Below are 24,357 nucleotides of genomic sequence, written 5' to 3'. Positions count from 1 at the left end.
AGCGCATGGCCACCCATCTCGACCTCGAAGAACAGGAACAGCTCGACCAGCTCAAGCATTTCTGGAACACCTACGGCACCCTGATCACCTGGGTCGTGCTGCTCGTCGCCGGCGCCTTCGTGGCCTGGAACGGCTGGCAGTATTTCCAGCGCACCAAGGCTGCCCAGGCCGCGGCCCTTTATGACGAGGTCGAACGCAGCACGCAGTCCGGCGACGTCGAGCGCATCCAGCGCGTGATGACAGACATGAAGGAGCGCTTCGCAGGCACCGCCTACGCACAGCAAGCCGGCCTGCTGGTCGCCAAGACGCTGTTCGACAAGGGCAATGCCGACGGCTCGCGCGCAGCGCTGGGCTGGGTCGCGCAGAACGCCGTCGACCCGGGCTACCAGGCCATCGCCAAGCTGCGGCTCGCGGCCGAACTGCTCGATGCCAAGTCCTACGACGACGCGCTCAAGCAACTCGACGGCAAGGTGCCGACCGAATTCGAACCGCTGGTGGCCGACCGCAAGGGCGACATCTTCATGGCACAGGGCAAGCGCGACGAGGCGCAGGCCGAGTACCGCAAGGCCTGGACCGGCCTGGGCGCTGGCTCGGACTACCGCCGGCTGGTCGAGATCAAGCTCAACGCGGTCGGTGTCGACCCGAAGACCCTAGCGCCGACCGTCACCGTGACGCCCGCCGTCCCCAAGAACTCCTGATCGCACACCCTCATGAATTTCAAGCGTTTCAAGCCTGAATCGACCGCCCTGCGCGCGGGTTCTGCTCTTGTTCTGGTAGCGCTCCTGGCCGCCTGCTCGGGCTCCGGCAAGCCCAAGCCCGCCGAGCTGCCGGCCAATCCGTCCCTGATGGGTGTGCGCCAGGCCTGGAATGTGCGGATTCCGGGCGTCGAATTCCCGCTCACCGCCGATGTCAGCGGTGACATCGTGACCGTGGCCGGCAGCGACGGCACGGTCGTCGCCATCGATGCCCGCGCCGGTCGCGAGACCTGGCGCGCCAGCGCCGGTGCGCCGCTGGCGGCCGGCGTCGGCAGCGACGGTTCGCTGACGGCCGTGGTCACCACCAACAACGAAGTGGTCGCCATCGAGAACGGCAAGGTGCTGTGGAAGCAGCGCCTGTCGGCCCAGGCCTTCACCGCGCCCCTGGTGGCCGGCCGCCGCGTCTTCGTGCAGACCGCCGACCGCAGCGTCAGCGCCTGGGACGGCCAGAGCGGCCGTCGCCTGTGGCAGCAGCAGCGCCCGGGCGAAAACCTCGTGCTGCGCAAGTCTGGCGTGCTGATCGCGGTCGGCGACACGCTGGTCGCCGGTCTGGGCGGCCGACTCGTCGGCATGAACCCCGGCAACGGCAGCTCGCGCTGGGAAGCGCCCATCGCCGCGCCGCGCGGCACGAACGACGTGGAACGCCTGGTCGACCTGACCGGCAGCGTGAGCCGCTACGGCGACACGGTCTGCGCACGCGCCTACTACGCCAGCGTCGGCTGCGTCGACACGCTGCGTGGCCAGCTGCTCTGGAGCAAACCGGCCTCGGGCGCCGACGGCGTGAGCGGCGACGAGCGCTTTCTCTATGGCACCGAATCGGATGGCAGCGTCACCGCCTGGCGTCGCGCCGACGGCGAGCGCGCCTGGCAGATGAGCCGCCTGAAGAACCGCGAACTGACCGCGCCGCTGGCCGTGGGCCGCTCGCTGATCATCGGCGAGAGCACCGGCACGCTGCACTTCGTGTCGCGCGAGGACGGTGCACTGCTCAACCGCGTCACGCCCGACGGCTCGGCCATCACCGTGACGCCGGTCCTGGCCGGCAACACGGTGGTCGTCGTGACCGCCAAGGGTGGCGTGTTCGGCTACCGTCCTGAATAATCATTTTTTGTCTTTCTCTTACTTCCAAGGCCCGACCATGAAAACCGCGCCATCGAAAGGCCGGCCATGAAGCCGGTCGTGGCCCTGGTCGGCCGTCCCAACGTCGGCAAGTCGACGCTCTTCAACCGCCTGACCCAGACGCGCGACGCCATCGTCGCCGACTTCGCCGGCCTCACGCGCGACCGCCACTACGGCAACGGCCGCCTGGGCAAGCACGAGTTCATCGTGATCGACACCGGCGGCTTCGAGCCCGATGCCGGTAGCGGCATCTACAAGGAAATGGCCAAGCAGACGCGGCAGGCCGTGGCCGAGGCCGACGTCGTGATCTTCGTGGTCGATGCCCGCGAAGGCCTCTCGGCGCAAGACCACGACATCGCCAACGAGCTGCGCCGGCTGGGCAAGCCCTGCGTGCTGGCGGCCAACAAGGCCGAAGGCATGCACGACGGCACCAAGCTGGTCGACTTCTATGAGCTGGGCTTCGGCGACGTGCACGGCGTGTCCGCGGCGCACGGGCAGGGCATGCGCGACCTGGTCGAGCTGGCGCTCGCGCCGCTGAACCTGGCCGACCCGGACGACGAAGAAGACGAAGACGACGTCAACAAGCCGATCAAGCTGGCCGTGGCCGGCCGGCCCAACGTCGGCAAGTCGACGCTGATCAACACCTGGCTGGGCGAAGAGCGCCTGGTGGCCTTCGACATGCCCGGCACGACGCGCGACGCCATCTCGGTGCCGTTCGAGCGCAACGGCCAGCGTTTCGAGCTGATCGACACCGCCGGCCTGCGCCGCAAGGGCCGGGTGTTCGAGGCGATCGAGAAGTTCTCGGTGGTCAAGACGCTGCAGGCCATCGAGTCGGCCAACGTCGTGCTGCTGCTGCTCGACGCCACACAGGGCGTGACCGACCAGGACGCGCACATCGCCGGCTACATCCTCGAAAGCGGACGTGCCGTGGTGATCGCCATCAACAAGTGGGATGCGGTCGACAGCTACCAGCGCGAGCAGATCCAGCGGCAGATCGAAACCCGCCTGCCGTTCCTGAAGTTCGCGTCATTGCATTTCATCTCGGCCATCAAGCGCCAGGGCCTGGGCCCGGTGTGGCAGGCCATTGCACAGGCCCACAAGTCGGCCACGCGCAAGATGTCGACGCCGGTGCTGACGCGCCTGCTGCTGGAGGCGGTGCAATTCCAGGCGCCCCAGCGCGGTGGCATGTTCCGGCCCAAGCTGCGCTATGCGCACCAGGGCGGCATGAATCCGCCCGTGATCATCATTCACGGCAATTCGCTGGAGCATGTGACCGACGCCTACAAGCGTTTCCTGGAAGGGCGTTTCCGCAAGGAATTCGACCTCGTGGGCACGCCCTTGCGGATCCAGTTCAAAAGCTCGCAGAATCCGTTCGTGGACAAAGACAACTGAGGGCGCTTGGCTGCCGATGGCAGCCGTTGAGCCGCAGCAGGAGCGGAAGTTCCGTCTTTTGAGAACCGTTATTTTCTCAAGGCTTTTGACCCCGATTGCTGCGGCGCAGAAACCCTGTGTTAAGGTCATCTCTCCAACAACTACTCTTGAACACGGAGAATATCGTGAGCAATAAAGGGCAACTTCTGCAAGACCCGTTTCTGAACACCTTGCGTCGCGAGCATGTGCCGGTTTCCATTTATTTGGTGAACGGCATCAAGCTGCAAGGCCAGATCGAGTCCTTCGATCAATACGTCGTGTTGCTTCGCAATACAGTGACGCAAATGGTCTACAAGCACGCCATTTCCACCATCGTGCCGGGTCGTGCCGTCAACTTCTCGGCCAACGAGAACGACGACGCCGCCGCCTGATCGCGCGGAGCGCGGCGGCAACCCCGCCGCGCTTTTTCCATATCTGATTCCGCTTGTCTGATTCGATCCCCCGCCAGGAAGGCGCCGCCGTTCTCGTCGGTGTCGATTTCGGGCTGCCCCATTTCGACAGCGAGCTCGAAGAACTCGGCCTGCTCGCACAAACCGCGGGCCTGACGCCCGTTGCCCGCCTGGCCTGCAAGCGCAGGGCGCCCGATGCGGCGCTGTTCGTCGGCAGCGGCAAGGCCGAAGAGATCAAGGAGCTCGCCGCCATGCACCGGGCGAGCGAGGTCATCTTCGACCAGTCCTTGAGCCCTGCGCAGCAGCGCAACCTCGAACGCCAGCTCGATGTCGCGGTCTATGACCGCACCTTCCTCATCCTCGAGATCTTTGCCCAGCGCGCCCGTTCGCACGAAGGCAAGCTGCAGGTCGAGCTGGCTCGGCTGCAGTACCTGAGCACGCGGCTGGTCCGTCGTTGGTCCCACCTGGAGCGCCAGACCGGCGGTGCAGGTGTGCGCGGCGGCCCGGGTGAGAAGCAGATCGAGCTCGACCGCCGCATGATCAACGAGTCGATCAAGCGCACGCGCGAGCGCCTGGCCAAGGTGCAGAAGCAGCGCAGCACGCAGCGCCGCCAGCGCGAGCGCCGCGAGACCTTCAACATCTCGCTCGTCGGCTACACCAACGCGGGCAAGTCGTCGATCTTCAATGCGATGGTCAAGGCGCGCGCCTATGCGGCCGACCAGCTGTTCGCCACGCTCGACACCACCACGCGTAACCTCTACCTGGGCGATGCGCGCCGGCAGGTGTCGATCTCCGACACGGTGGGCTTCATCCGCGACCTGCCGCACGGCCTGGTCGATGCGTTCAAGGCCACCTTGCAGGAAGCGGTCGATGCCGACCTGCTGCTGCATGTGATCGACGCCTCCAACCCGCACTATCCGGAGCAGATGGCCGAGGTCCAGTCGGTGCTGCAGGACATCGGCGCAGGCGACGTGCCGCAGCTGCTGGTGTTCAACAAGCTCGACGCTCTTGAAAGCGCGCAGCATCCGCTGCATCTGCAGGACGAGATGGAAATCGACGGCGTGCAGGTTCCCCGGATCTTCCTCAGCGCCAGGACCGGTGAAGGCCTGCCGCTGCTGCGGGCCGAGCTGGCCCGGCAGTCGGGTTCCGTCGCCGATACGATGACCCCTGAGGCGGACGCTGAATTGCACGATGCGGCCCCTTGATTGGGCACAATCCCGCCACTGACACGAGAACGAAGCGAATGAATGCAAAGCCAGCGCGGAGAGGGTTTCTGGGCATGTTCAACCTGAACGATGGCCGATGGGGTCGCGGCGACGAGCCGTCCTCCAACGGCGACCGCCCGGCCGGCAACCGGCCGCCCGATGCCGATCCCCCCGGCGCCCCGATCCCGCCGCCTTCGAGCGGCAACCAGAACAACAACGGCAACGGCAATCGCCCGCGTGGCCAGGGCCCGAACCAGGGTCCGCCCGACCTCGACGAACTCTGGCGCGACCTCAATCGCAAGCTCGGTGGTTTCTTCGGCGGCGGCAAGGGTGGCGGCAACCGCCCCAACGGCACCGGCGGCGGTGGCGGCAACGGCTACAAGCCCGACATGAAGAACGCCGGCTTCGGCATCGGCCTCGTGGCCGCCGTGGCGGTCCTGATCTGGCTCGGCACCGGCTTCTTCATCGTGAACGAAGGCCAGCAGGCCGTGGTGACGCAATTCGGTCGCTACAAGTCGACGGTGAACGCCGGCTTCAACTGGCGCCTGCCGTACCCCATTCAACGCCACGAAGTGGTGGTGACCACGCAGATCCGCTCCACCGACGTGGGCCGCGACGCCATCGTGCGTTCCACCGGCCTGCGCGAATCGGCCATGCTGACCGAAGACGAGAACATCGTCGAAATCAAGTTCGCCGTGCAGTACCGCCTGAGCGACGCGCGCGCCTGGCTCTACGAGAGCAAGTCGCCCGCTGAAACCATCGTGCAGGTGGCTGAAAGCTCCGTGCGCGAAGTGGTCGGCAAGATGAAGATGGACGCGGCGCTCGCCGAAGAGCGCGACCAGATCGCCCCCCGCGTGCGCGCACTGATGCAGACCATCCTCGACCGCTACAAGGTCGGTGTCGAAGTCGTCGGCATCAACCTGCAGCAGGGCGGCGTGCGTCCGCCCGAGCAGGTGCAGGCCGCCTTCGACGATGTGCTCAAGGCCGGCCAGGAACGCGAACGCGCCAAGAACGACGCCGAGGCCTATGCCAACAACGTCGTGCCACTGGCCACCGGTACCTCGTCGCGCCTGAAGGAAGAGTCCGAGGCCTACAAGGCCCGCATCGTGGCGCAGGCACAGGGTGACGCAGGTCGCTTCAGCTCGGTGCTGACCGAGTACCAGAAGGCGCCGCAGGTGACGCGCGACCGCATGTACACCGACGCCATGCAGCAGATCTACGCCAGCACGACCAAGGTGCTGGTCGACAGCAAGCAGGGCTCCAACCTGCTGTACCTGCCGCTCGACAAGCTGATGCAGCAAGGCGGCGGCAACACAGCCACGCCCGTGGACGCCGCCAGCCCCAGCGTGGCCGGCACCGCACCGACCCAGTCGTCGGTGATCCCGGTGGCGCCCGCCACCACCGACGTGCGCGCCCGTGACGGCCGCTCGCGTGACCGCGACGTGCGCTGAGAAAGGCCCGGAACAACATGAACAGAATCGGTTTCATCGCCACCTCGGTCCTCGTCCTGCTCGTGCTGCTGAGCTCGACCCTCTTCGTGGTCGACCAGCGCCAGTTCGGCGTGGTCTATGCCCTCGGCCAGATCAAGCAGGTCATCACCGAGCCCGGTCTCAACTTCAAGTTGCCGCCGCCATTCCAGAACGTGTCGTACATCGACAAGCGCCTGCTGACGCTCTCGAGCCTCGACACTGAACCGATGCTCACCGCTGAAAAGCAGCGCGTGGTGATCGACTGGTACGTGCGCTGGCGCATCTCCGACCCGCAGGCCTACATCCGCAACGTCGGCCTCGACGAGAACGCGGGCGCCATGCAGCTGAACCGCGTGGTGCGCAACGCCTTCCAGGAAAACATCAACAAGCGCACCGTGCGCGACCTGATCTCGGTGCGCCGCGAGGCCCTGATGGCCGACGTGCAGCGCGAAGTGCTGGCCGTGGTGAAGGGTGCCAAGCCCTGGGGCGTCGACGTGGTCGACGTGCGCATCACCCGCGTGGACTACGTGGAAGCCATCACCGAATCGGTCTACCGCCGCATGGAAGCCGAGCGCAAGCGCGTGGCCAACGAGCTGCGCTCCACCGGCACGGCCGAAGGCGAGAAGATCCGCGCCGACGCGGACCGCCAGCGCGAAGTGATCGTGGCCAACGCCTACCGCGACGCCCAGAAGATCAAGGGCGAGGGCGATGCCCAGGCTGCAGCGACCTACAGCGAGGCCTTCGGCCGCGATCCGCAGTTCGCCCAGTTCTATCGCAGCCTCGAGGCCTACAAGCAGAGCTTCAACAAGAAGAGCGACGTGATGGTGCTCGACCCGTCCTCGGACTTCTTCCGCGCCATGCAGAGCTCCGGCTCGGCGCGCAAGTAACAACAGGCCGTCCGTTTCCGCTGTCCTGCCTGGAGCCGTGAGCGCCGACACCTTCTGGAGCGCGTTGGCGCTGGTCCTGGTGATCGAAGGCATCCTGCCTTTCGTCTCGCCGGGCGGGTGGCGGCGCGGCTTCAGCCAACTGCTGCAGCTGCGCGACGGCCAGCTGCGTTTCTTCGGTCTTTGCAGCATCCTGCTGGGTTTGGTACTGCTCTGGGTTCTGGGGTAGCTCGGGCCCGGTAGAATCCCGGTTTAACCACGCCCCCGATCCCCATGTCCGCCTGGGTCCTCCCGGATCACATTGCCGATGTGCTGCCCTCCGAGGCGCGCCACATCGAAGAACTTCGACGCCAGCTGCTCGATACCGCCCGTGGCTATGGCTACGAGCTGGTGATGCCGCCGCTGCTCGAGCACCTGGAGTCGCTGCTTTCGGGCACCGGCGAGGCGCTCGACCTCCAAACCTTCAAGCTCGTCGACCAGCTCTCCGGTCGCAGCATGGGCCTGCGCGCCGACACCACCCCCCAGGTGGCGCGCATCGATGCCCATCTGCTGAACCGCGACGGCGTGGCGCGCCTGTGCTACTGCGGCCCGGTGGTCCACACCCGGCCCGACCGCCCGCACGCCACCCGCGAGCCGCTGCAGTTCGGCGCCGAGATCTACGGCCACGCCGGCCTGGAAGCCGACACCGAAACCCTGCTGCTGGCGCTCGACTGCCTCGACGCCGCCGGCCTGCGCGACGGTGTGATCGTCGACCTGGCCGACGCCCGCATCGTGCGCGCGCTGTTCGCCGGCGTGCCGGTCGATGCTGCCGCGATCGCCCGCGTGCATGCCGCACTGGCCGCCAAGGACGCGAGCGAGCTGCAGGCGCTCACCAAGGATTTCCCCGCTGCGTCACGCGACGGCCTGCGCGCCCTCGTGGGCCTGTATGGCGATGTGGCCGTGCTCGACGAGGCCGCCAAGGCCCTGAAGGGCACGCCCGCCGTGGCAGCGGCGCTGGCCGACCTGAAGCAACTTGCGGCCGGCCTGAACGGCACGGCAGGGCGCCAGATCAGCTTCGACCTGGCCGATCTGCGCGGCTATGCCTACTACAGCGGCATGCGTTTCGGCATCTACGTGCCCGGCGCGGCCGATTCGCTGGTGCGCGGTGGCCGTTACGACGAGGTGGGCGCCGTGTTCGGCCGCAACCGTCCGGCCGTCGGCTTCAGCCTCGATGTGCGCGAACTCGTCGGCGTGCTGCCGGCGCGTCCGCTGCGCGCCGCCATCCGTGCGCCCTGGAGCGACGCGGTCGGCCTGCGCGAGGCCATCGCCCAACTGCGCAAGGCCGGCGAAACGGTTGTCTGCGTGCTGCCCGGACATGGCAGCGAAATCGATGAATTCCATTGCGACCGCGAGCTCGTCGAGCAGGCCGGCCAATGGAGTGTCCGAGCGATCTGAATTTTTAAGCAATGGAACGAGCATGAGCGTAACCACCGGAAGAAACGTGGTCGTCGTCGGGACCCAGTGGGGCGACGAAGGCAAGGGCAAGCTGGTTGACTGGCTGACGGAAAGCGCCCAGGGCGTGGTCCGTTTCCAGGGCGGCCACAACGCGGGCCACACGCTGGTCATCAACGGCGTGAAGACCGCGCTGCACCTGATCCCGAGCGGCATCATGCGGCCCGGCGTCAAGTGCTACATCGGCAACGGCGTGGTGCTGTCGGCGGCCAAGCTCTTCGAGGAAATCGAAGGCCTGGAGAAAGCCGGCGTCGAAGTGCGTTCGCGCCTGCGCATCAGCGAGGCCTGCCCGCTGATCCTGCCGTTCCACGCCGCGCTGGACATCGCGCGCGAGGCCTACCGTGAAAAGGGTGGCATCGAGAAGATCGGTACCACCGGCCGCGGCATCGGCCCGGCCTACGAAGACAAGATCGCCCGCCGCGCGCTGCGCGTGCAAGATTTGAAGCACCCCGAGCGCTTCGCGGCCAAGCTGCGCGTGCTGCTCGAGCTGCACAACCACGTGCTGACCCAGGTGCTGGGCGCGCCCGCCATCGACTACGACACCGTGTTCGACGAGGCCATGCGCCACGCCGCGCTGCTCAAGCCCATGATGGCCGACGTGTCGCGCGAGCTGAACGACGCCCACAAGGCTGGTGCCAACCTGCTGTTCGAAGGCGCGCAGGGCACGCTGCTCGACGTCGACCACGGCACCTACCCGTACGTCACCTCGAGCAACTGCGTGGCCGGCAACGCCGCCGCCGGTTCGGGCGTGGGCCCGGGCATGCTGCACTACGTGCTGGGCATCACCAAGGCCTACTGCACCCGCGTGGGCGGCGGTCCGTTCCCCACCGAGCTCGACTGGGCCACGCCGGGCACCCCCGGCTACCACATGAGCACCGTGGGCGCAGAAAAGGGCGTGACCACCGGCCGCAGCCGCCGTTGCGGCTGGTTCGATGCCGCGCTGCTCAAGCGCTCGGCGCAGGTCAACGGCCTGTCGGGCCTGTGCATCACCAAGCTGGACGTGCTCGACGGCCTCGAGAAGCTCGAGCTGTGCACCGGCTACGAACTCGACGGCGAAACCACCGACATCCTGCCGATGGGCGCGGACGAGATCGAGCGCTGCACGCCGATCTACGAAACGCTCGAAGGCTGGACCGAAAGCACCGTGGGCGTCACGCAGTACGACAAGCTGCCGGTCAATGCGCGGCTGTACCTGCAGCGCATCGAGCAGGTCACCGGCGTGCCGATCCACATGGTGTCCACGAGCCCTGATCGCGACCACACGATCATGATGCGCCACCCCTACCTCGCAGACTGAACAGGAACGAACCAGACCATGTTGACCGAAGACGGCAAACATCTCTACGTCAGCTACGACGAGTACCACAACCTGATCGAGAAGCTCGCGATCAAGGTGCACCAGTCGGGCTGGGAGTTCGACACCATCCTGTGCCTGGCGCGTGGCGGCATGCGCCCGGGCGATGTGCTCTCGCGCATCTTCGACAAGCCGCTGGCGATCATGTCGACCAGCTCCTACCGCGCCGACGCCGGCACGATCCAGGGCCATCTCGACATCGCCCGCTACATCACGACCCCCAAGGGCGAGATCGCCGGCAAGGTGCTGCTGGTGGACGACCTGGCCGATTCGGGCCACACGCTGCACGCCGTGATGGACATGCTGCGCAACAACTACCAGCCGATCACCGAGCTGCGCAGCGCGGTCATCTGGACCAAGGCACTGTCGACCTTCACGCCCGACTACTCGGTCGAGTTCCTGGCCACCAACCCGTGGATCCACCAGCCCTTCGAGGGCTACGACTCGCTCGGCGCCGAGAAGCTGATCGAGAAGTGGTCGGTCTGACGACCGGCCCTGGCACCACCGGCCGGCGCGCTCAGCTGCAGCTGCCGCCGCCGGGGGTGTCGAACATCGCGGTGTAGCGCCGCTGCATTTCCTCCGGCGTCACCTTCTCGATGCTGTGACCCACGTTCCACCGGTGACCGAAGGGGTCGCGGAAGACGCCGGAACGCTCCCCATAGAACTGATCCTGCGGTGCCATGTCCAGCGTGGCGCCGGCGGCGACCGCGCGCGCGACCAGCGCATCTGCGTCGTCCACGTGCAAGTGCAGCGAGACCGCGCTGCCGCCGAGCGCCTTGGGCGAGCGGATGTTGAACTCGGCGAACTCGTCCGAGATCATCAGGATCGCGCCGTTGTGAAAGTCCAGCTCGACGTGCCCGATGCGGCCGCTGGGCTCGGTCAGTCGAAAGATTTCCTTCACCTCGAACACGTGGCAATAGAAGTCGACGGCGGCGGCGGCGTTGTCGACGCAGAGGTACGGAAACAGCTCGTGGATGGCCATGGCGGGACCTGCCTTTCTTTCTTGAATAGCGTGTTGAAACGGGGACCGTGGCGCCGATTCTGCGCAGCCCCGGCGCTAGCGTCTTGAAGGAATTTGACCTGCCGCGCCGACAGCCGGCACATGACGCGGCGACGCTGCCCCCGTCTGCCGCCAGGCCTGTGGCGACAGGCCGGCCAGCACCGAGAACTCGCGGCTCAGGTGCGCCTGGTCGCTGTAGCCCGCGGCGAGCGCGATGTCGGCCCAGGCGCGCGCAGGATCGTCGGCGGCCAGCGCCAGCACGCGGTCGAAGCGCATCACGCGGGCGTATTCCTTGGGCGCGAGCCCGACCGCCGCGCGGAACAGCGCGATGAAGCGGCGGTGGCTGTAGCCGCTGTGCGCCACCAACGTGGCGATCGAGGCGGGCGTGTCGCGCGTCATCTGCCCCAGCGAGGCGGCCACGGCCGGGTGCAGGCCGCGCGGGCTGGTGCGGGGCAGGGCGGCGGCGGTCAGGCGTCGGGTCAGCAGGGCCTCGAACACGTCCAGTTGCCGGGCCGGGCCGTCGGACGATGCATGCAGCTGTTCGAGCGCGTCGGCGGTCTGGCGCTCGCCCCACAGCGCGTCGAGCGGCGTGTGGCGCCCGCCCAAGGCGTCTTCAGGTGCGCCGAGCAGCAGCCGGGCGGCACCGGGGTGCAATTGCGCGCCGACCGAGCGTGTCGCCACCGACACGTCGCGCAGATAGAACGCGGCGCGCGCACCGCCGACGATGGCATGGCCGACCGTGTGGCCGCGCAGGTCGCGTGTGTCGTCGAAGAGTCGCAGCGGCGGCCCCGAAAGCCGGAACACCAGGTGCATGCCGCCCGTGGGCAGCACGTGCTCGCGGGCGCCGGTGCGTGTGTCGGGTGTGCCCTCGGGCGCCGAGGCCCACAGCAGCCGCAGGAAGGGCCGCAGATGAGGGGACGGGGGCCGCGTCAGCTGCATGGCGCGACGGGCCCCGGCAAGGGCGGGCGGGTGAGCATCGGCGCATTGTGCGCCGAGGAACCGCCCGGGCCCAGGCTGCTTACTTGCTCGTTGCGAGGCGCTTCTGGATGTTGGCCGCGCGGTCGCCGGAAGCGGGGTGCGAGCTGAGCATCGAGCTCTTGCCGCCGTCGAGCTTGGCCAGCTTCTGGAACGCGGTGACGAGGCCTTCGCGCTTGAGCTTCTGCGCGGTCAGCAGGTCGAAGGCGTAGTTGTCCGAGTCGGTTTCCTGCGATTGCGAGAACTGCGCGTTGACCAGCTTCTCGGCGAAGTCGCCGATCTGCGAGGACGACAGCTGCGTGATCGCCGCATTGCCGGTGGCGCCGGCGAGGCCGCGCGCGGCCGACACGGCGTAGGCGGTCTGCATGGCCTTCTTGCTGTGGCCCAGGGCGACGTGGCCGATCTCGTGGCCGATGATGCCGCGCAGCTCGTCGTCGTTCATGAGGTCCATGAGGCCGCTGTAGACGCGGATGCAGCCGTTGCCCATGGCCCAGGCGTTCACGTCCTTCGTGAGGTAGACCTTGTAGCTGGCGGGCTGGCCGCCGATGGTGGTGGGCAGGCCCTGTCGCACACGCTCCAGGCGCTTGCTGTAGGCATCGGCGGGGCCCGCGACCTTGGAGCTCTTGTCGAGCTCGGCGCAGGACTGGTTGGCCAGGGCCTGCACGTCGCCGTCGGTGAGTGACATGGCCTTGAAGGCGCTGCCGCCGGCGCCCGCGAGCGCGTTGGAGTCCAGGTTCTTCATGCCGCCGCAGGCGGACAGGGCCGCAGCGGCCGTGATGGTGATGAGCAGATGACGCATCGAGAAAATCCTCCCTTTATTTTCGGAGGGGCAACTCTATCCGCAATGCGCGTGCGATCCGGCCAAGGCCGTCGACATCGCACGGAGAATGTCACGGCCGTCGAGGGTTCCTCGCGGGGCGCTAGCATCGGCACATGAGCAAGCCTTCCACGACCCTGATCCACCATCCCTACACGCCGCCGGCCACCTTCGCTGCGCCGCAGCCCGGCGTGTTCAAGGCCTCGACCGTGTTCTTCGCCGACGTTGCCGCCATGCGCGCGCGCGACTGGAAGACCAAGGCCGGCTACACCTACGGCCTGCACGGCACGCCCACCACCTTCACGCTCGAGGAGCGCCTGGCCACGCTCGAAGGCGGCACCGAGTGCCTGCTGGTGCCCAGCGGGCTGGCCGCGATCTCGCTGGTCTCGTTCGCGTTCCTCAAGACCGGCGACGAGGTGCTGATTCCCGACAACGCCTACGGCCCCACCAAGGCGCTGGCCACCGGCGAGCTCGCCAACTTCGGCATCACGCACCGCCTGTACGACGCCATGAATCCGTCCGACCTGGAAGCCAAGCTCTCGCACCGCACGCGGCTGGTGTGGCTCGAAGCGGCCGGCTCGGTGACGATGGAATTCCCCAACCTGCCGGCGCTGGCCGAGGTCTGCCGCGAACGCGGCGTGATGACCGCGCTGGACAACACCTGGGGCGCGGGCCTGGCCTTCGCGCCCTTCGATTTCAACGGCACGGGGCAGGGCGTCGACGTGTCGGTGCACGCGCTCACCAAGTACCCCAGCGGCGGCGGCGACGTGCTCATGGGCAGCGTGGTCACGCGCGACGAGCGCTTGCATCGCGCGCTCAAGCTCACCCACATGCGCACCGGCTTCGGCATCGGCGTGGGCGACGTCGAAACCCTGCTGCGCTCGCTGCCGAGCATGGCGCTGCGCTACGCCGCGCACGACCGCGCGGCGCGCGAACTGGCCGGCTGGCTCAACGGCTGCGAAGAGATCGCGCAGGTGCTGCATCCCGCGCTCGAGGATTCGCCGGGCCACGCCAACTGGCGCGCGCTGTGCGGCGCCACCGACCTGGCCGCGGGCCTGTTCTCGGTGGTGTTCGACGAGCGCTTCAGCACCGAGCAGGTCGATCGCTTCTGCGACAGCCTGAAGCTCTTCCGCCTCGGCTATTCGTGGGGCGGCCCGATCAGCCTGGTCGTGCCCTACGACATCGGCCTGATGCGCGACGCCAGCGTGGCCCGCTGGCCCTACAAGGGCACGCTAGTGCGTTTCTCGGTCGGCCTGGAGGACGTGGACGACCTGCGTGCCGACCTGCAGCAGGCCTTGCTGCAGATGTAGGCGCTGTTGCGCGCAGTGGGCAGGAAACATCGCAAGAGCCAGCGCGTCGCGCCGCTGGCGGCGCGCGATGCGGTGCCACCCGCGTCACGGGCCGTCGCGTCGCGGGTGCTGGCTGTGCCCGCGCAGGTGCTGGAGGCGCTCGCGCAGTCCGGCCCGCTGGAAGGCGTGCCCGACCTGCGCGGCACGCGGCTCTTCATCGGTGGCTTGGTGGCGTTTTTCGCGTTGATCGCGGCAGGGCTCGTCGCCGCCGTCATGTTGGAGGAGGACTGGTCCAACGCGCGCGGCAATGAAGCGATCCTCCTGCTGCTCGGACTGTTGCTCTTCGGGGTGCTGGGCGGCGGTATCTGGTACTTGCTGCGCCAGTTTCCGCGCGTGGGCGAGGGGATGCTGCGGATCGACGCGAACGGCATGTGCTGGGGCGATCCAGCATCGTCCCAGGTGGTGCATTGGCGCGAGGTGTGCCGTGCGCGCGCGGGTTTCCATGACGTGAAGACCGAGTTCGTATCGAGCGAAGCCATCGTCAAGCGGCTGGTGTTCCAGCAGGTGGCGCGGGGTGGCGAACCCAGGGAGATCCGGCTGCCTCTGGCGCTGACCGTCGACACCGGCCGTGTCCTTCGCTTTCGCAACCGGGCCGTGCTGCTGCGTGCGTTGCTGCTGCACCTGGCCACCCAGCCGAGCCCACGCCTGCGCTTCGACGCCGAGGTGTTCATCGATGCCGGCATCGACCCCCAAACCTGGGCGCCCATGCCCGCCCCGAGGCGCTGGATGTGGCTGTCATCGCTCGCCGGGCTGTTGCCGGTGCTGGCCGTGATCGTTCTCTGGCCGATGGGCGAACACATCGGATGGATGGTGGCCACGACGGTCCTGGCCCTGGTGGCCGGCGCGGGGGCCATGGGCTGGTTCATGCACCAGCGTTACCCGGGTTTGCAAGGTGTGTTCGAGTTCGAAACGGCCGCCGGCGCCGCGTCTTGAGACTGCACCGTTATCGCTTACAGTAGGCTGAAGCGCAGTCACCCTGACTGCCTCGCCTGAAGGAGAAGCAGTGGCAACACCCAATTACGGCTACGAGAAGCGCCAGAAAGAGCTGGCCAAGAAGAAAAAGAAGGAAGAAAAGCTCCGGGAGAAGGCGAACCGCAAGCTCAATCCGAGCAGCGACGGGCTGGCCCCCGGAGACCCGGAGACCGACGTGGCATCGCTCGAACGCGATCCCCCCACGGCGCCCGAGTTGCCGACCAAGAACGGATGACCCCTCGTTCCTGGCACCCCTGAAAATAGAAAAGCCGCTGCAGGCGCAGGTCTGCGGCGGCTTTTTCGTTGGGGCGCGCGCAAGGGGCAGAGGCTACTTGGGCAGCAGCTTGCGCAACTCCGGCCAGACGTTGTCCAGGATCTGCGGCTGCGCCGCGGCGGTCGGGTGGATGCGGTCGGACTGGAACAGCGTCATGGCGTCGGGCGCATCGGCCACGCCCTTGAGCAGGAACGGCACCAGCGCCGACTTGGTCGTGCCCGCCACCTTCGCAAACACCGCCTCGAAGCGCCGCGTGTAGTCGCCGCCGTAGTTGGGCGGCACCTGGATGCCGACGATCAGCACCCGCGCGCCCGCGGCCTGCGCGGCCTTGGTGATCTGCAGCAGGTTGTCTTCGGTGTTGGACAGAGGCAGGCCGCGCAGGGCGTCGTTGGCGCCCAGCTCCAGCACCACGTGGCTGGGCTTGTGCTGCGCCAGCAGGGCGGGGAAGCGGGCGCGACCGCCGGAGCTGGTGTCGCCGCTGATGCTGGCGTTGACCACCGAGGCTGCGATCTTCTGCTGCGCAAGCCTTTTTTCCAGCAAGGGTACCCAGCCTTCGCCGCGCTTGAGGCCGTACTCTGCGCTCAGCGAATCACCGAGCACCAGGATCACCGGCTTGCCGGCCGGGGCTGCTTGGGCCTGGGCCGCCGCAGCCGTCCATGCCCCCGCGCTGCCGAGCGCGGCGGTGGTCAAGATAAAGTCACGTCGATTCAAAACGAAAAGCCTTTCATGTCCCAACCCCCGTCTGATGCCATTGTCGCCGTCGAGCATGTCTTCAAGTCCGTCACCGACTCGGCCGGCACGCTGGACATTCTGCAGGACATCCATTTCACCCTGGGCGCGCGGGAAACCGCCGCCATCGTCGGCGCCTCGGGCTCCGGCAAGAGCACCTTGCTGTCGATCATTGCCGGGCTGGACACGCCCACGCGCGGCACTGTGAAGCTGGCGGGCGACGACATCTTCGCCATCGACGAGGACGAGCGCGCCGCGCTGCGCGCCCAGCGCGTGGGCTTCGTGTTCCAGAGCTTCCAGCTGCTGGGCAACCTGAGCGCGCTCGAGAACGTGATGCTGCCGCTGGAGCTGGCCAACCGCAAGGACGCGCGCAAGGCCGCCACCGAGATGCTGGGCCGTGTCGGCCTGGGTCAGCGCCTGGGCCACTACCCCAAGGTGCTGTCGGGCGGCGAGCAGCAGCGCGTGGCGCTGGCGCGGGCCTTCGTGGTGCAGCCGGCCCTGCTGCTGGCCGACGAGCCCACCGGCAGCCTCGACTTCGCCACCGGTGAGCAGGTCATGAAACTCATGTTCGACCTGAACCGCGAGCTGGGAACCACGCTGGTGCTGGTCACGCACGACCGCGGCATCGCCTCGCAGTGCGAGCGGCGCATCACCATCGAGGCCGGGCGTGTGGCGCTCAACGAAAAAACGCCAGAATCGACCGTCGCCCAGGCCGCCTGAGCCAGTAAAAAGACAGCGCCCGGCTCCCGCGGCGCTCCCCTGAACACAGAGGAGAGTTCATGACCCAGCTTCCCCCCGAGGCCATCGCCGCCCTCGAGCGCGGCAACCTGATCGAGGCCATCAAGATCGTGCGCGAGCGCACTGGCATGGACCTCAAGTCGTCCAAGGAGGCCGTCGAGCGCTATGCCAACAGCGGCGCGGTCGCTTCGGGCGCGCCGGCTGACTGGCAGGAAGGCGACTGGGGCCGGGGCGACGCCGGGGCCGAGACGGGCGGCATGCAGGGCAACGGCCCCGCCGCGGTGCCGGCCGCCGCACTCGCGGCGCTGGCGCGGGGCCAGAAGGTCGAGGCCGTGCGCCTCACGCGCGAGGCCACCGGCCTGGGCCTGGCCGAGGCCAAGCAGCTGGTCGAGGCGCACCAGAACCCGGCCGCCGGCGACTTCGGGCACCTGCCGTCGAGCGCGGCGGTGAATCCGATGGCCGAGCCAGGCCGGGTGTCGGGCGGCGGCTTCAAGTGGCTGCCCGTGATCGTCGTGCTGCTGATCGCGGCCGCGGCGTGGTCGTATTTCAAAGGCGCCTGAGGCCGTGATCGTTCCCCAGTTCTGGGCCGAAGGCCGCATCCAGGAGCGGGTGGCCGGCCGGCAGGTCACGGTGCGCCGTTTCGGCTGGTCCGACGACAGCCCGCTGGCCGCGCAGGCCCATGCCGACCAGCGCACGCGCGAGGCCTATGACCGCATCGTGGTCGACGGCGAAAAGCTGGAGCGCCGCGAACGCAAGCTGGCCTACAACGGCGCCAATGGCGTGCCGATCCGCGAGGAGATCGTCGAACGCCAGGGCGACAGCGTCGTCACCCGCAACGGCTACGGCGCGCGCTGCCTCAACACGCCCGACGTGCTGTTCGTCGATGTCGACTTCGAGGTCCAGGACTTGCGCGACAGTGCGCGCGGATTGACGGTGATCGGCATGGCGTTCATTGGGGCGCTGGTTGCGGGTTACGGCACGCGCTCGGCGATGGCGGGCGTGGCTGCCTTCATGCTGGTGGCAGCCTTCGGCTTCTGGCGCGCCCGTTACGAGGGGCTGCGCCTCACCGAGGACAAGAGCGATCCGCTGGAGGGCGCACGGGCGCGTGTCGAGCGCTTCATTCACCAGCATCCCGACTGGCACCTGCGGCTGTACCGCACGCCGGCCGGGCTGCGCGTGCTGGCCATGCACGATGTCTTCGCGCCGTCCGACGCCGCCGTGACCGACGTGTTCCAGACGCTGGGCGCCGACAAGGTCTACGCGCGCATGTGCCGCAACCAGAACTGCTTTCGCGCCCGCCTGAGCGCCAAGCCCTGGCGCGTGGGCATCGCCGAACACCTGCGCCCGCGCCCGGGCGTCTGGCCCGTGTCGCCCGACCGGCTGCCCGCGCGCGACGCCTGGGTGGCGCGCTACGAAAAGGCGGCCGAGGGGTACGCCGCCTGCCAGTACCTGGGGAGCGTGGGCAACACGCTGAAGGTGCACATGAACGCCCTGGTGGTGCAGGAACTGCACGACGAACGCACCCGCGCGAACAGCGGCTTGCCCTTGGCCTGACTGACGAGGGATTTATTCGAGAAACACCGCGGAACCGGCTTTGCCGGGCCGCTGGTGTTGCCCCCTTCCAGGGGGGAGGAGGCCACACGAAGTGGGCAAGCCTGGGGGTAGGGATAATCAGGGCATGTCTTCCCCCAAAGTGATCTTCGGCTTCCATGCCGTGGGCGTGCGCATCAAGACCGCGCCGAAATCGGTGCTCGAAGTGATGTTCGACGCCAGCCGGCGCGATGCGCGCATGAAACAGTTCATTGCGCGAGCGCAAGAAGCCGGCGTGCGGCTGGTCGAGGCCGACGGCCTGCGGCTGTCCAAGCTCAGCGGCAGCCACGGCCACCAGGGCGTGGTCGCGCGGGTCGAACCCGTGGCCCAGGTCCGCTCGCTCGACGAGCTGCTCGAGGGCCTCGAGGAGGCCGGCACCGTGCCGCTGCTGCTGGTGCTCGACGGCGTGACCGACCCGCACAACCTCGGCGCCTGCCTGCGCGTGGCCGACGGCGCCGGCGCCCATGCGGTGATCGCGCCCAAGGACCATGCGGCCGGCATCAACGCCACCGTCGCCAAGGTGGCGAGCGGCGCGGCCGAGACGGTGCCGTACTTCATGGTGACCAACCTCGCGCGCACGCTCAACGAGCTCAAGGAGCGCAGCATCTGGTGCGTGGGCACCAGCGACGACGCACCGGGCACCATCTACCAGAGCGACTTCAAGCGCCCGCTGGCGCTGGTGCTGGGCGCCGAGGGCGAGGGCATGCGCCAGCTCACGCGCAAGACCTGCGACGAGCTGGTGAGCATCCCCATGGCCGGCGCGGTCGAGAGCCTGAACGTGTCGGTGGCCAGCGGCGTGTGCCTCTACGAGGCCATGCGCCAGCGCGGCGGTTGACTTCAGGCTAGCGGGCCACCGGCCCGCTGCCCTTGCGGTGGAAGTACACCAGTTCCGCCGCACGCCGCATCGGCGCCGTGCCGAGCAGGCGGTTGAACATCCAGTCGCTCTGGAAGTGGTCGAAGGCCCAGCGCAGCGTGCGCTTCATCAGAAAGCGCGGGTAGCCGCGCACGAACCACGTCGCGGGGTCGTCCGCCTCGCCGCGCACGAAGCGCGCCACGGCCTCGCCGGCGCGCTCGCCGTGCTGCAGCGCCGTGTGGATGCCGCCGGCCGTCACGGGCGACACCATGCCCGCCGCATCGCCCACCAGCAGCGCCCGTTCGCGGGCCACCACCGGCAGCACGCCGCCGCAGGGGATCATCCCGGCGCGCACGGCGACCGGCGGCGCCTCGCCGGGCGACACCACGGCGGCGATCTTGCGCAAGAGCGGATCGAGGCGCAGCGCGCCCGTGTCGTGGCGGCCCATGCGGCGCGCCAGGCCGATCTGGCTCACGCCGACGCCGTCGAGCGCCCAGCCGATGTAGCCCGGCGCGAGTTGGCGGTCGATGAAGCAATGCAGCAGGTCGGGCGCCATGCGCGCGCCCTGGTACTCGTGCTCCACGCCGTAGAGAAAGCGCGTGTTGCGCGACAGGCCCAGCGCCTTGGCGACGCGCGAATGCGGACCGTCGGCGCCCACGAGGTAGGTCGCGCGGATGCACGGGCCCTGCGCCACCGGCACCTCCCAGCGGCCGTTCGCCCACAGCGCCTGCTCGAACAGCGTGCCCAGGCGCACCTCGACGCCGCAGGCGCGGGTGGACTCCACCATCCAGTCGAGCAGCGCGGGCGCGTCGGTGGCCCAGAACCAGTAGCCGGGCGCGTGCAGGTCGACGTGGTGCATGTCGGGCGCGTACAGCCGCACGCCCTCGATGCGGCGCACCAGCGCGGGCGGCACTTCGGCCAGCCACGGCACGCTGTCGACCGCGTCCTTGACGATGATCCCGGTGGTGTGCAGCTTGGCGCCGGCGGCAGCCTTCTTCTCGAGCACCATCACGCGCAGGCCGGCCTTGGCGGCGGCTCGGGCGCAAGCCAGCCCGGCAAAGCTCGCGCCAATGACGAGCAGGTCGACCTGGGTGCAGGCCGTTCCGGGGTCGCTCACGAAGGCCGGCGCGGGGCAGGGCGCGGCCGACGAGGAAGGCGCGTGGGGAGAAAAGAGACAGGAAGAAGAGGCGTGCATGGGAGGCTGACTTGCAAAGCGCACCACGGGGTGTGGTGCGCCTGCGAAGTTAGCGACGCCATGTGCGCCGGGCGTGAAGCCTGTGTGAACTGATCTGTGAAGCGATCAGGCCCGTTCAGGACGGGTCTTTGCTGCGCGTGCGGCCCACCGCGCTGAAGATGCCGATGCCCAGCAGGATCAGCGCACCGATGCCGATGTAGAGCGTGGGCACGCCGGCCACCGAGGCGCCCCAGGCGACCCCGGCCAGGAAGATCAGAAAGCCGATCATGTAAAGCGCAAAGGACATCGTGCGGCTCCGGTAGCTGAGATGCCTTGCAGTATCCCGACGCACCCCCGGGCTCGAACCGGCCTGAGTCGTCTCTGCGTGTGGGAGCTTGCCTACCGCATCGGTCAGGCAATCGTTCAATTAATCAATCGGGAACGGCGACCAGCAGGTAGCGGCAGGCGGTGGGCCCCAGCGCCTTGAAGACCAGCGGCCGGTCGACGCCGAAGTCGAGGCAGTCGCCCGGGGCGAGCTCGAAGCGCTCGTCGCCGTAGTCGACCTGCAGCGCGCCTTCGAGCATCCACAGGCTCTGCCGGTACGGCGTGCCGCTCCATCGCGGATAGCCGACCTGCGCGGCGCGCGGCAGCTCGACCTCCACCAGTTCCACGCCGCTGCCCGCGCCGCGCTCGGCGACCTGGCGGCGCAGGTAACCGGCTTCGGGGTCGCGCCAGACCTCCTGCGCGGCCCGCTTGCGCAGCCGTTGCGGCTGCGCCTTGTCCTCGGTGAGAAGCTGCGCCAGCGAGACCCCGAGGCCGGCGGCCAGCTTGCCCAGCAGCACGGCGGTGGGGCTGCTCTGCGCGCGCTCGACCTTGGAGATCATCGCCTTGCTCACGCCCGACAACCCGGCCAGGTCGGCGAGGCTGAGCCCTTGGGCCTGACGCAGCGCCAGCAACCGGGTGGCGATGAGCGCGTCGATGTGGCCATCGGCCGGCGCCGGGGTGGAAGGTGAAGTGTTTCCCATATGAGATTATTATTCTCTTATATTGAACGACAGAGAAACACCATGCGTCTCATCGCCTGCACCGAAGAAGCCCATTCAGGCGCCATCCTGGCGATCCTGAACGAGGCCATCGTCAACTCCACCGCGCTGTACGACTACAAGCCGCGCACGCCCGAGAACATGGTGACGTGGTTCGCCGCCAAGCGCGCCGGCGGCTTTCCCGTGATCGGTGCGGTGGATGACAACGGCAAGCTGCTCGGCTTCGCAAGCTACGGCACCTTCCGTGCCTTTCCGGCCTACAAGTACACGGTCGAGCACTCGGTGTACGTCGATGCCGCGCACCGCGGCGAGGGCCTGGGTCGCACGCTGATGGAGGCGATCATGGCCGAGGCGATCGCGCGCGAGGTGCATGTGATGGTCGGCGCCATCGACGCCTCGAACGCCGGCAGCATCGCGCTGCACGAGCGCCTGGGCTTCACGCATTCAGGCACCGTGCGGCAGGCCGGCTTCAAGTTCGGCCGCTGGCTCGACGTGGCGTTCTACCAGCGCATCCTGGCGACGCCGCTGAACCCGGTCGACGGCTAGCCGAGGCTCAGGCCGGCGTCTCGGCGCTGGCCCGGTCGAGCATGTCGATGGTGCCCGCGTCCAGCTTGAGTTGCGTGGCCACCACCAGTTCTTCGAGCTGCGCGAGCGAGGTGGCGCTGGCGATCGGCGCCGTCACGCCGGGCCGTGCGATCTGCCAGGCGATGGCGACCTGGCCGGGCTTGGCGTTGTACTGCTGGGCCACCTTGTCCAGCGCATCGAGGATGCGCAGGCCGCGCGGGTTCAGGTACTTCTTCGTGGTGGTGCCGCGTGCGCTCTTGGCCACATCGGCCTCGGTGCGGTACTTGCCGGTGAGAAAGCCCGCCGCCAGCGCGTAGAAGTTGATCACGCCCACTTCGCGCTTGAGGCACAGCGGCTCCAGGGCGTCTTCGAACACTGCGCGGTCGTACAGGTTGTACAGCGGCTGCAGGCTCTCGTAGCGCGCGATGCCCAGGCGCTCCGACACGTCGAGCGCCTCGGCCAGCCGCGGCGCCGTGTAGTTCGAGGCGCCGATGGCGCGCACCTTGCCCTCCTTGATGAGCGCGTCGAAGGTGCCCAGCGTGTCTTCGAGCGGCGTGTTGGCGTCGTCGTCGTGCGACTGGTACAGGTCGATGTAGTCGGTCTGCAGGCGCTTGAGCGACGCCTCGACGGCCTCGCGGATGTAGGTGGGCGACAGGCCCACCTTGCCTTCGCCCATCGGCTTGCCGACCTTGGTGGCCAGCACCACGCGGTTGCGCTTGCCGCTGTGCTTGAGCCACTTGCCGATGATCGTTTCCGATTCGCCGCCCACATGGCCCGGCACCCAGGCCGAGTAGACGTCGGCGGTGTCGACGAAGTTGAAGCCGGCGTCGAGCCAGGCGTCGAGCAGCTTGAACGAGGTCGCCTCGTCGGCGGTCCAGCCGAACACGTTGCCGCCGAAGGCGAGGGGAGACACCCGGAGGGTGGAACGGCCGAGCGGACGAAGTTGCGACATGGCAGAGGGCTCCTGAAAGAAAAAGTATGCAGAAAGGAAAAGGGATCAAACGAAGCCTACCGCGCCCAGCGCCGCGCCGCAGCCCAGCAGCCACAGCAGGTGGATGCGCGTGCGCCAGACCACCAGCGCGGCCACGCCGCTGAGCAGCCACAGGTGCCAGGCCGGCACGCCGCTCGACTGGTTGCCGCCTGCCAGCACCCAGCCCGTGGCGATGAGCAGCCCGACCACCACCGGCGCCATGCCCTGCTTGAAGGCGCGCACCTCGCGGCGCGTGCGGTTGCGGTGGCCCCAGCGCGTGGCGACGTAGGTGAGGGTGGTGCTCGGCAGCATGATGCCGACCATGGTGACCATCAGGCCGAAGAAGCCCAGCAGCCAGGCCATGGGCCCGGCGCCGATGCCGCCGCCCGCGTTGAGCCCGACGTTCCAGCCCATCAGCGCGACGAAGAGCACGTTGGGCCCGGGCGCGGCCTGGGCGATGGCGACCGAGGAGGTGAACTGCGCCTCGGTGAGCCAGCCGTGCTGCGCCACGAGGTAGCGGTGCATGTCGGGCACCGTGGTGATCGCGCCGCTGATCGACAGCAGCGACAGCAGCAGGTACTGGCCGAAGAGGGCCAGCCAGTCGTGCCATTGCATCGCGATGGTCATGGCGCGATCTTCTTCCAGGTCCACACGCAGGCCACGCCGCCCACCGCGAGCAGTACCCACCCCAGCGGAATCTTCAGGAGCGCGATGGCCGCGAACACCAGCGCCACGAACGCCAGGCAGGTCGCAAAGCCCAGCGGGTGCTTGCGCAGTTGCGGGATCAGCTTGATGCCCGTGGCCGCGATGAGTCCGCCCGACACCGCGCCCATGCCGCGCAATGCGGCGGCCACCTGCGGGTTGGCGGCGTAGTGCGCGTAGAGCACGGCCAGCGCGAGGATCACGAACAGCGGCACGGTGAGCATGCCCGCCACCGCGGCTACGGCGCCGCGCAGGCCGAAGTAGCGGTCGCCGATCATCAGCGCGAGGTTGATCACGTTCGGCCCCGGCATCACCTGGGCCACGGCCCAGTCCTCGAGGAACTGGTCGGGCGTGAGCCATTTCTTCTTCTCGACCATCTCGCGCTGGACGATGGCGAGAACGCCGCCGAAGCCCTGCAGCGCGAGCCAGGTGAACGAAACAAAAAGGTCGCGTGGCGACGCGGGCTGCGGGTGGTCGGGCGGCGATGCCGCGGCGGGGGCGGACGGATGCATG

The 24,357-nt window shown here is 68.3% G+C and carries 29 protein-coding genes; 19 read left to right on the top strand and 10 right to left on the bottom strand.

Annotated features, from left to right (window positions below; translation table 11 throughout):
* Positions 1-5: 5 nt before the first annotated feature.
* The 11 genes from AC07Y4_RS20650 to AC07Y4_RS20600 all read left to right on the top strand — a co-directional run bounded on the left by AC07Y4_RS20650 (position 6) and on the right by AC07Y4_RS20600 (position 10,580).
* Positions 6-698: a YfgM family protein gene (locus AC07Y4_RS20650; RefSeq protein ID WP_495274989.1), complete on the top strand. Its 693-nt coding sequence runs from the start codon at positions 6-8 to the stop codon at positions 696-698.
* Between the two features lie 12 nt (positions 699-710).
* Positions 711-1,853, top strand: a complete 1,143-nt coding sequence (gene bamB, locus AC07Y4_RS20645) for an outer membrane protein assembly factor BamB (RefSeq protein WP_489058388.1) — start codon at positions 711-713, stop codon at positions 1,851-1,853.
* 66 nt (positions 1,854-1,919) lie between these two features.
* Entirely contained in the window at positions 1,920-3,263 is a 1,344-nt protein-coding gene (gene der / locus AC07Y4_RS20640; RefSeq protein WP_062480763.1) for a ribosome biogenesis GTPase Der, read from the top strand.
* A 164-nt stretch (positions 3,264-3,427) separates the two neighbouring features.
* Positions 3,428-3,673 carry an RNA chaperone Hfq gene (gene hfq / locus AC07Y4_RS20635; protein ID WP_056582504.1) on the top strand — a complete coding sequence of 82 codons (246 nt, stop codon included), beginning with the start codon at positions 3,428-3,430 and terminating at the stop codon, positions 3,671-3,673.
* 53 nt (positions 3,674-3,726) lie between these two features.
* Positions 3,727-4,896, top strand: a complete 1,170-nt coding sequence (hflX, locus tag AC07Y4_RS20630; protein WP_495270699.1) for a GTPase HflX — start codon at positions 3,727-3,729, stop codon at positions 4,894-4,896.
* A 74-nt stretch (positions 4,897-4,970) separates the two neighbouring features.
* Positions 4,971-6,347 carry an FtsH protease activity modulator HflK gene (hflK, locus tag AC07Y4_RS20625; protein WP_070061003.1) on the top strand — a complete coding sequence of 459 codons (1,377 nt, stop codon included), beginning with the start codon at positions 4,971-4,973 and terminating at the stop codon, positions 6,345-6,347.
* 17 nt (positions 6,348-6,364) lie between these two features.
* Positions 6,365-7,252, top strand: a complete 888-nt coding sequence (gene hflC, locus AC07Y4_RS20620) for a protease modulator HflC (RefSeq protein ID WP_062480758.1) — start codon at positions 6,365-6,367, stop codon at positions 7,250-7,252.
* A 37-nt stretch (positions 7,253-7,289) separates the two neighbouring features.
* A complete protein-coding gene (locus tag AC07Y4_RS20615; protein ID WP_062480756.1) occupies positions 7,290-7,478 on the top strand; it encodes a DUF2065 domain-containing protein in 189 nt (62 codons plus the stop codon).
* 44 nt (positions 7,479-7,522) lie between these two features.
* Positions 7,523-8,683: an ATP phosphoribosyltransferase regulatory subunit gene (locus AC07Y4_RS20610; protein ID WP_495274988.1), complete on the top strand. Its 1,161-nt coding sequence runs from the start codon at positions 7,523-7,525 to the stop codon at positions 8,681-8,683.
* Positions 8,684-8,705: 22 nt separating this feature from the next.
* Positions 8,706-10,037 (top strand): adenylosuccinate synthase, encoded by a 1,332-nt coding sequence (locus tag AC07Y4_RS20605; RefSeq protein WP_062480752.1) that lies wholly within the window; start codon positions 8,706-8,708, stop codon positions 10,035-10,037.
* 18 nt (positions 10,038-10,055) lie between these two features.
* Complete coding sequence (locus AC07Y4_RS20600; protein ID WP_062480750.1) at positions 10,056-10,580, top strand: phosphoribosyltransferase; 525 nt, start codon at positions 10,056-10,058, stop codon at positions 10,578-10,580.
* A gap of 31 nt (positions 10,581-10,611) precedes the next feature.
* Here the strand turns inward: AC07Y4_RS20600 and AC07Y4_RS20595 are convergent, their stop codons facing one another.
* The 3 genes from AC07Y4_RS20595 to AC07Y4_RS20585 form a co-directional block, all read right to left on the bottom strand.
* Positions 10,612-11,076 (bottom strand): VOC family protein, encoded by a 465-nt coding sequence (locus AC07Y4_RS20595; protein WP_495274987.1) that lies wholly within the window; start codon positions 11,074-11,076, stop codon positions 10,612-10,614.
* A 75-nt stretch (positions 11,077-11,151) separates the two neighbouring features.
* Positions 11,152-12,033: a helix-turn-helix domain-containing protein gene (locus tag AC07Y4_RS20590; protein WP_495274986.1), complete on the bottom strand. Its 882-nt coding sequence runs from the start codon at positions 12,031-12,033 to the stop codon at positions 11,152-11,154.
* A 79-nt stretch (positions 12,034-12,112) separates the two neighbouring features.
* Positions 12,113-12,868: a M48 family metallopeptidase gene (locus AC07Y4_RS20585; protein WP_495259805.1), complete on the bottom strand. Its 756-nt coding sequence runs from the start codon at positions 12,866-12,868 to the stop codon at positions 12,113-12,115.
* 134 nt (positions 12,869-13,002) lie between these two features.
* Here AC07Y4_RS20585 and AC07Y4_RS20580 point away from each other — a divergent pair, with 134 nt between their 5' ends.
* From AC07Y4_RS20580 to AC07Y4_RS20570, 3 genes are all read left to right on the top strand, one after another.
* A complete protein-coding gene (locus tag AC07Y4_RS20580; protein WP_070060997.1) occupies positions 13,003-14,196 on the top strand; it encodes a PLP-dependent transferase in 1,194 nt (397 codons plus the stop codon).
* A 6-nt stretch (positions 14,197-14,202) separates the two neighbouring features.
* Positions 14,203-15,168, top strand: a complete 966-nt coding sequence (locus tag AC07Y4_RS20575; protein WP_495274985.1) for a hypothetical protein — start codon at positions 14,203-14,205, stop codon at positions 15,166-15,168.
* 70 nt (positions 15,169-15,238) lie between these two features.
* A complete protein-coding gene (locus AC07Y4_RS20570; RefSeq protein ID WP_062480739.1) occupies positions 15,239-15,442 on the top strand; it encodes a hypothetical protein in 204 nt (67 codons plus the stop codon).
* Positions 15,443-15,535: 93 nt separating this feature from the next.
* Here AC07Y4_RS20570 and AC07Y4_RS20565 read toward each other — a convergent pair whose 3' ends face one another.
* Positions 15,536-16,171, bottom strand: coding sequence for an arylesterase (locus AC07Y4_RS20565; protein ID WP_487849472.1), 636 nt, complete (start codon positions 16,169-16,171; stop codon positions 15,536-15,538).
* Positions 16,172-16,207: 36 nt separating this feature from the next.
* Here AC07Y4_RS20565 and AC07Y4_RS20560 point away from each other — a divergent pair, with 36 nt between their 5' ends.
* The 4 genes from AC07Y4_RS20560 (at position 16,208) to rlmB (ending at position 19,373) form a co-directional block, all read left to right on the top strand.
* A complete protein-coding gene (locus AC07Y4_RS20560) occupies positions 16,208-16,930 on the top strand; it encodes an ABC transporter ATP-binding protein (protein WP_095947226.1) in 723 nt (240 codons plus the stop codon).
* Between the two features lie 59 nt (positions 16,931-16,989).
* Positions 16,990-17,508 carry a ribosomal protein L7/L12 gene (locus tag AC07Y4_RS20555; protein WP_495274984.1) on the top strand — a complete coding sequence of 173 codons (519 nt, stop codon included), beginning with the start codon at positions 16,990-16,992 and terminating at the stop codon, positions 17,506-17,508.
* Between the two features lie 4 nt (positions 17,509-17,512).
* Positions 17,513-18,502 carry a hypothetical protein gene (locus AC07Y4_RS20550; protein WP_495274983.1) on the top strand — a complete coding sequence of 330 codons (990 nt, stop codon included), beginning with the start codon at positions 17,513-17,515 and terminating at the stop codon, positions 18,500-18,502.
* A 124-nt stretch (positions 18,503-18,626) separates the two neighbouring features.
* Positions 18,627-19,373: a 23S rRNA (guanosine(2251)-2'-O)-methyltransferase RlmB gene (gene rlmB / locus AC07Y4_RS20545; RefSeq protein ID WP_070060993.1), complete on the top strand. Its 747-nt coding sequence runs from the start codon at positions 18,627-18,629 to the stop codon at positions 19,371-19,373.
* A 7-nt stretch (positions 19,374-19,380) separates the two neighbouring features.
* Here the strand turns inward: rlmB and AC07Y4_RS20540 are convergent, their stop codons facing one another.
* From AC07Y4_RS20540 to AC07Y4_RS20530, 3 genes are all read right to left on the bottom strand, one after another.
* Positions 19,381-20,586 carry an NAD(P)/FAD-dependent oxidoreductase gene (locus AC07Y4_RS20540; protein ID WP_495274982.1) on the bottom strand — a complete coding sequence of 402 codons (1,206 nt, stop codon included), beginning with the start codon at positions 20,584-20,586 and terminating at the stop codon, positions 19,381-19,383.
* Between the two features lie 115 nt (positions 20,587-20,701).
* Positions 20,702-20,872 (bottom strand): SoxR reducing system RseC family protein, encoded by a 171-nt coding sequence (locus AC07Y4_RS20535; RefSeq protein WP_143605928.1) that lies wholly within the window; start codon positions 20,870-20,872, stop codon positions 20,702-20,704.
* A gap of 124 nt (positions 20,873-20,996) precedes the next feature.
* A complete protein-coding gene (locus AC07Y4_RS20530; protein ID WP_495274981.1) occupies positions 20,997-21,590 on the bottom strand; it encodes a helix-turn-helix domain-containing protein in 594 nt (197 codons plus the stop codon).
* 42 nt (positions 21,591-21,632) lie between these two features.
* Here AC07Y4_RS20530 and AC07Y4_RS20525 point away from each other — a divergent pair, with 42 nt between their 5' ends.
* Entirely contained in the window at positions 21,633-22,154 is a 522-nt protein-coding gene (locus AC07Y4_RS20525; protein WP_495274980.1) for a GNAT family N-acetyltransferase, read from the top strand.
* A gap of 7 nt (positions 22,155-22,161) precedes the next feature.
* Here the strand turns inward: AC07Y4_RS20525 and AC07Y4_RS20520 are convergent, their stop codons facing one another.
* Genes AC07Y4_RS20520 through AC07Y4_RS20510 form a run of 3 tightly spaced genes read right to left on the bottom strand, consistent with a single transcriptional unit; the run spans position 22,162 to position 24,356 of the window.
* Complete coding sequence (locus AC07Y4_RS20520) at positions 22,162-23,124, bottom strand: aldo/keto reductase (RefSeq protein WP_495274979.1); 963 nt, start codon at positions 23,122-23,124, stop codon at positions 22,162-22,164.
* Positions 23,125-23,169: 45 nt separating this feature from the next.
* Complete coding sequence (locus AC07Y4_RS20515; RefSeq protein WP_070060988.1) at positions 23,170-23,769, bottom strand: chromate transporter; 600 nt, start codon at positions 23,767-23,769, stop codon at positions 23,170-23,172.
* Positions 23,766-24,356 carry a chromate transporter gene (locus AC07Y4_RS20510; RefSeq protein ID WP_062481071.1) on the bottom strand — a complete coding sequence of 197 codons (591 nt, stop codon included), beginning with the start codon at positions 24,354-24,356 and terminating at the stop codon, positions 23,766-23,768. The genes AC07Y4_RS20515 and AC07Y4_RS20510 overlap by 4 nt, the downstream gene beginning before the upstream one ends.
* Position 24,357: the final 1 nt, after the last annotated feature.

This window comes from Variovorax sp. GW460-12-1-14-LB1 (assembly GCF_059423605.1).
Note: the sequence above shows the minus strand (reverse complement) of the source record. Positions and strands in the feature narration are given on the sequence as shown.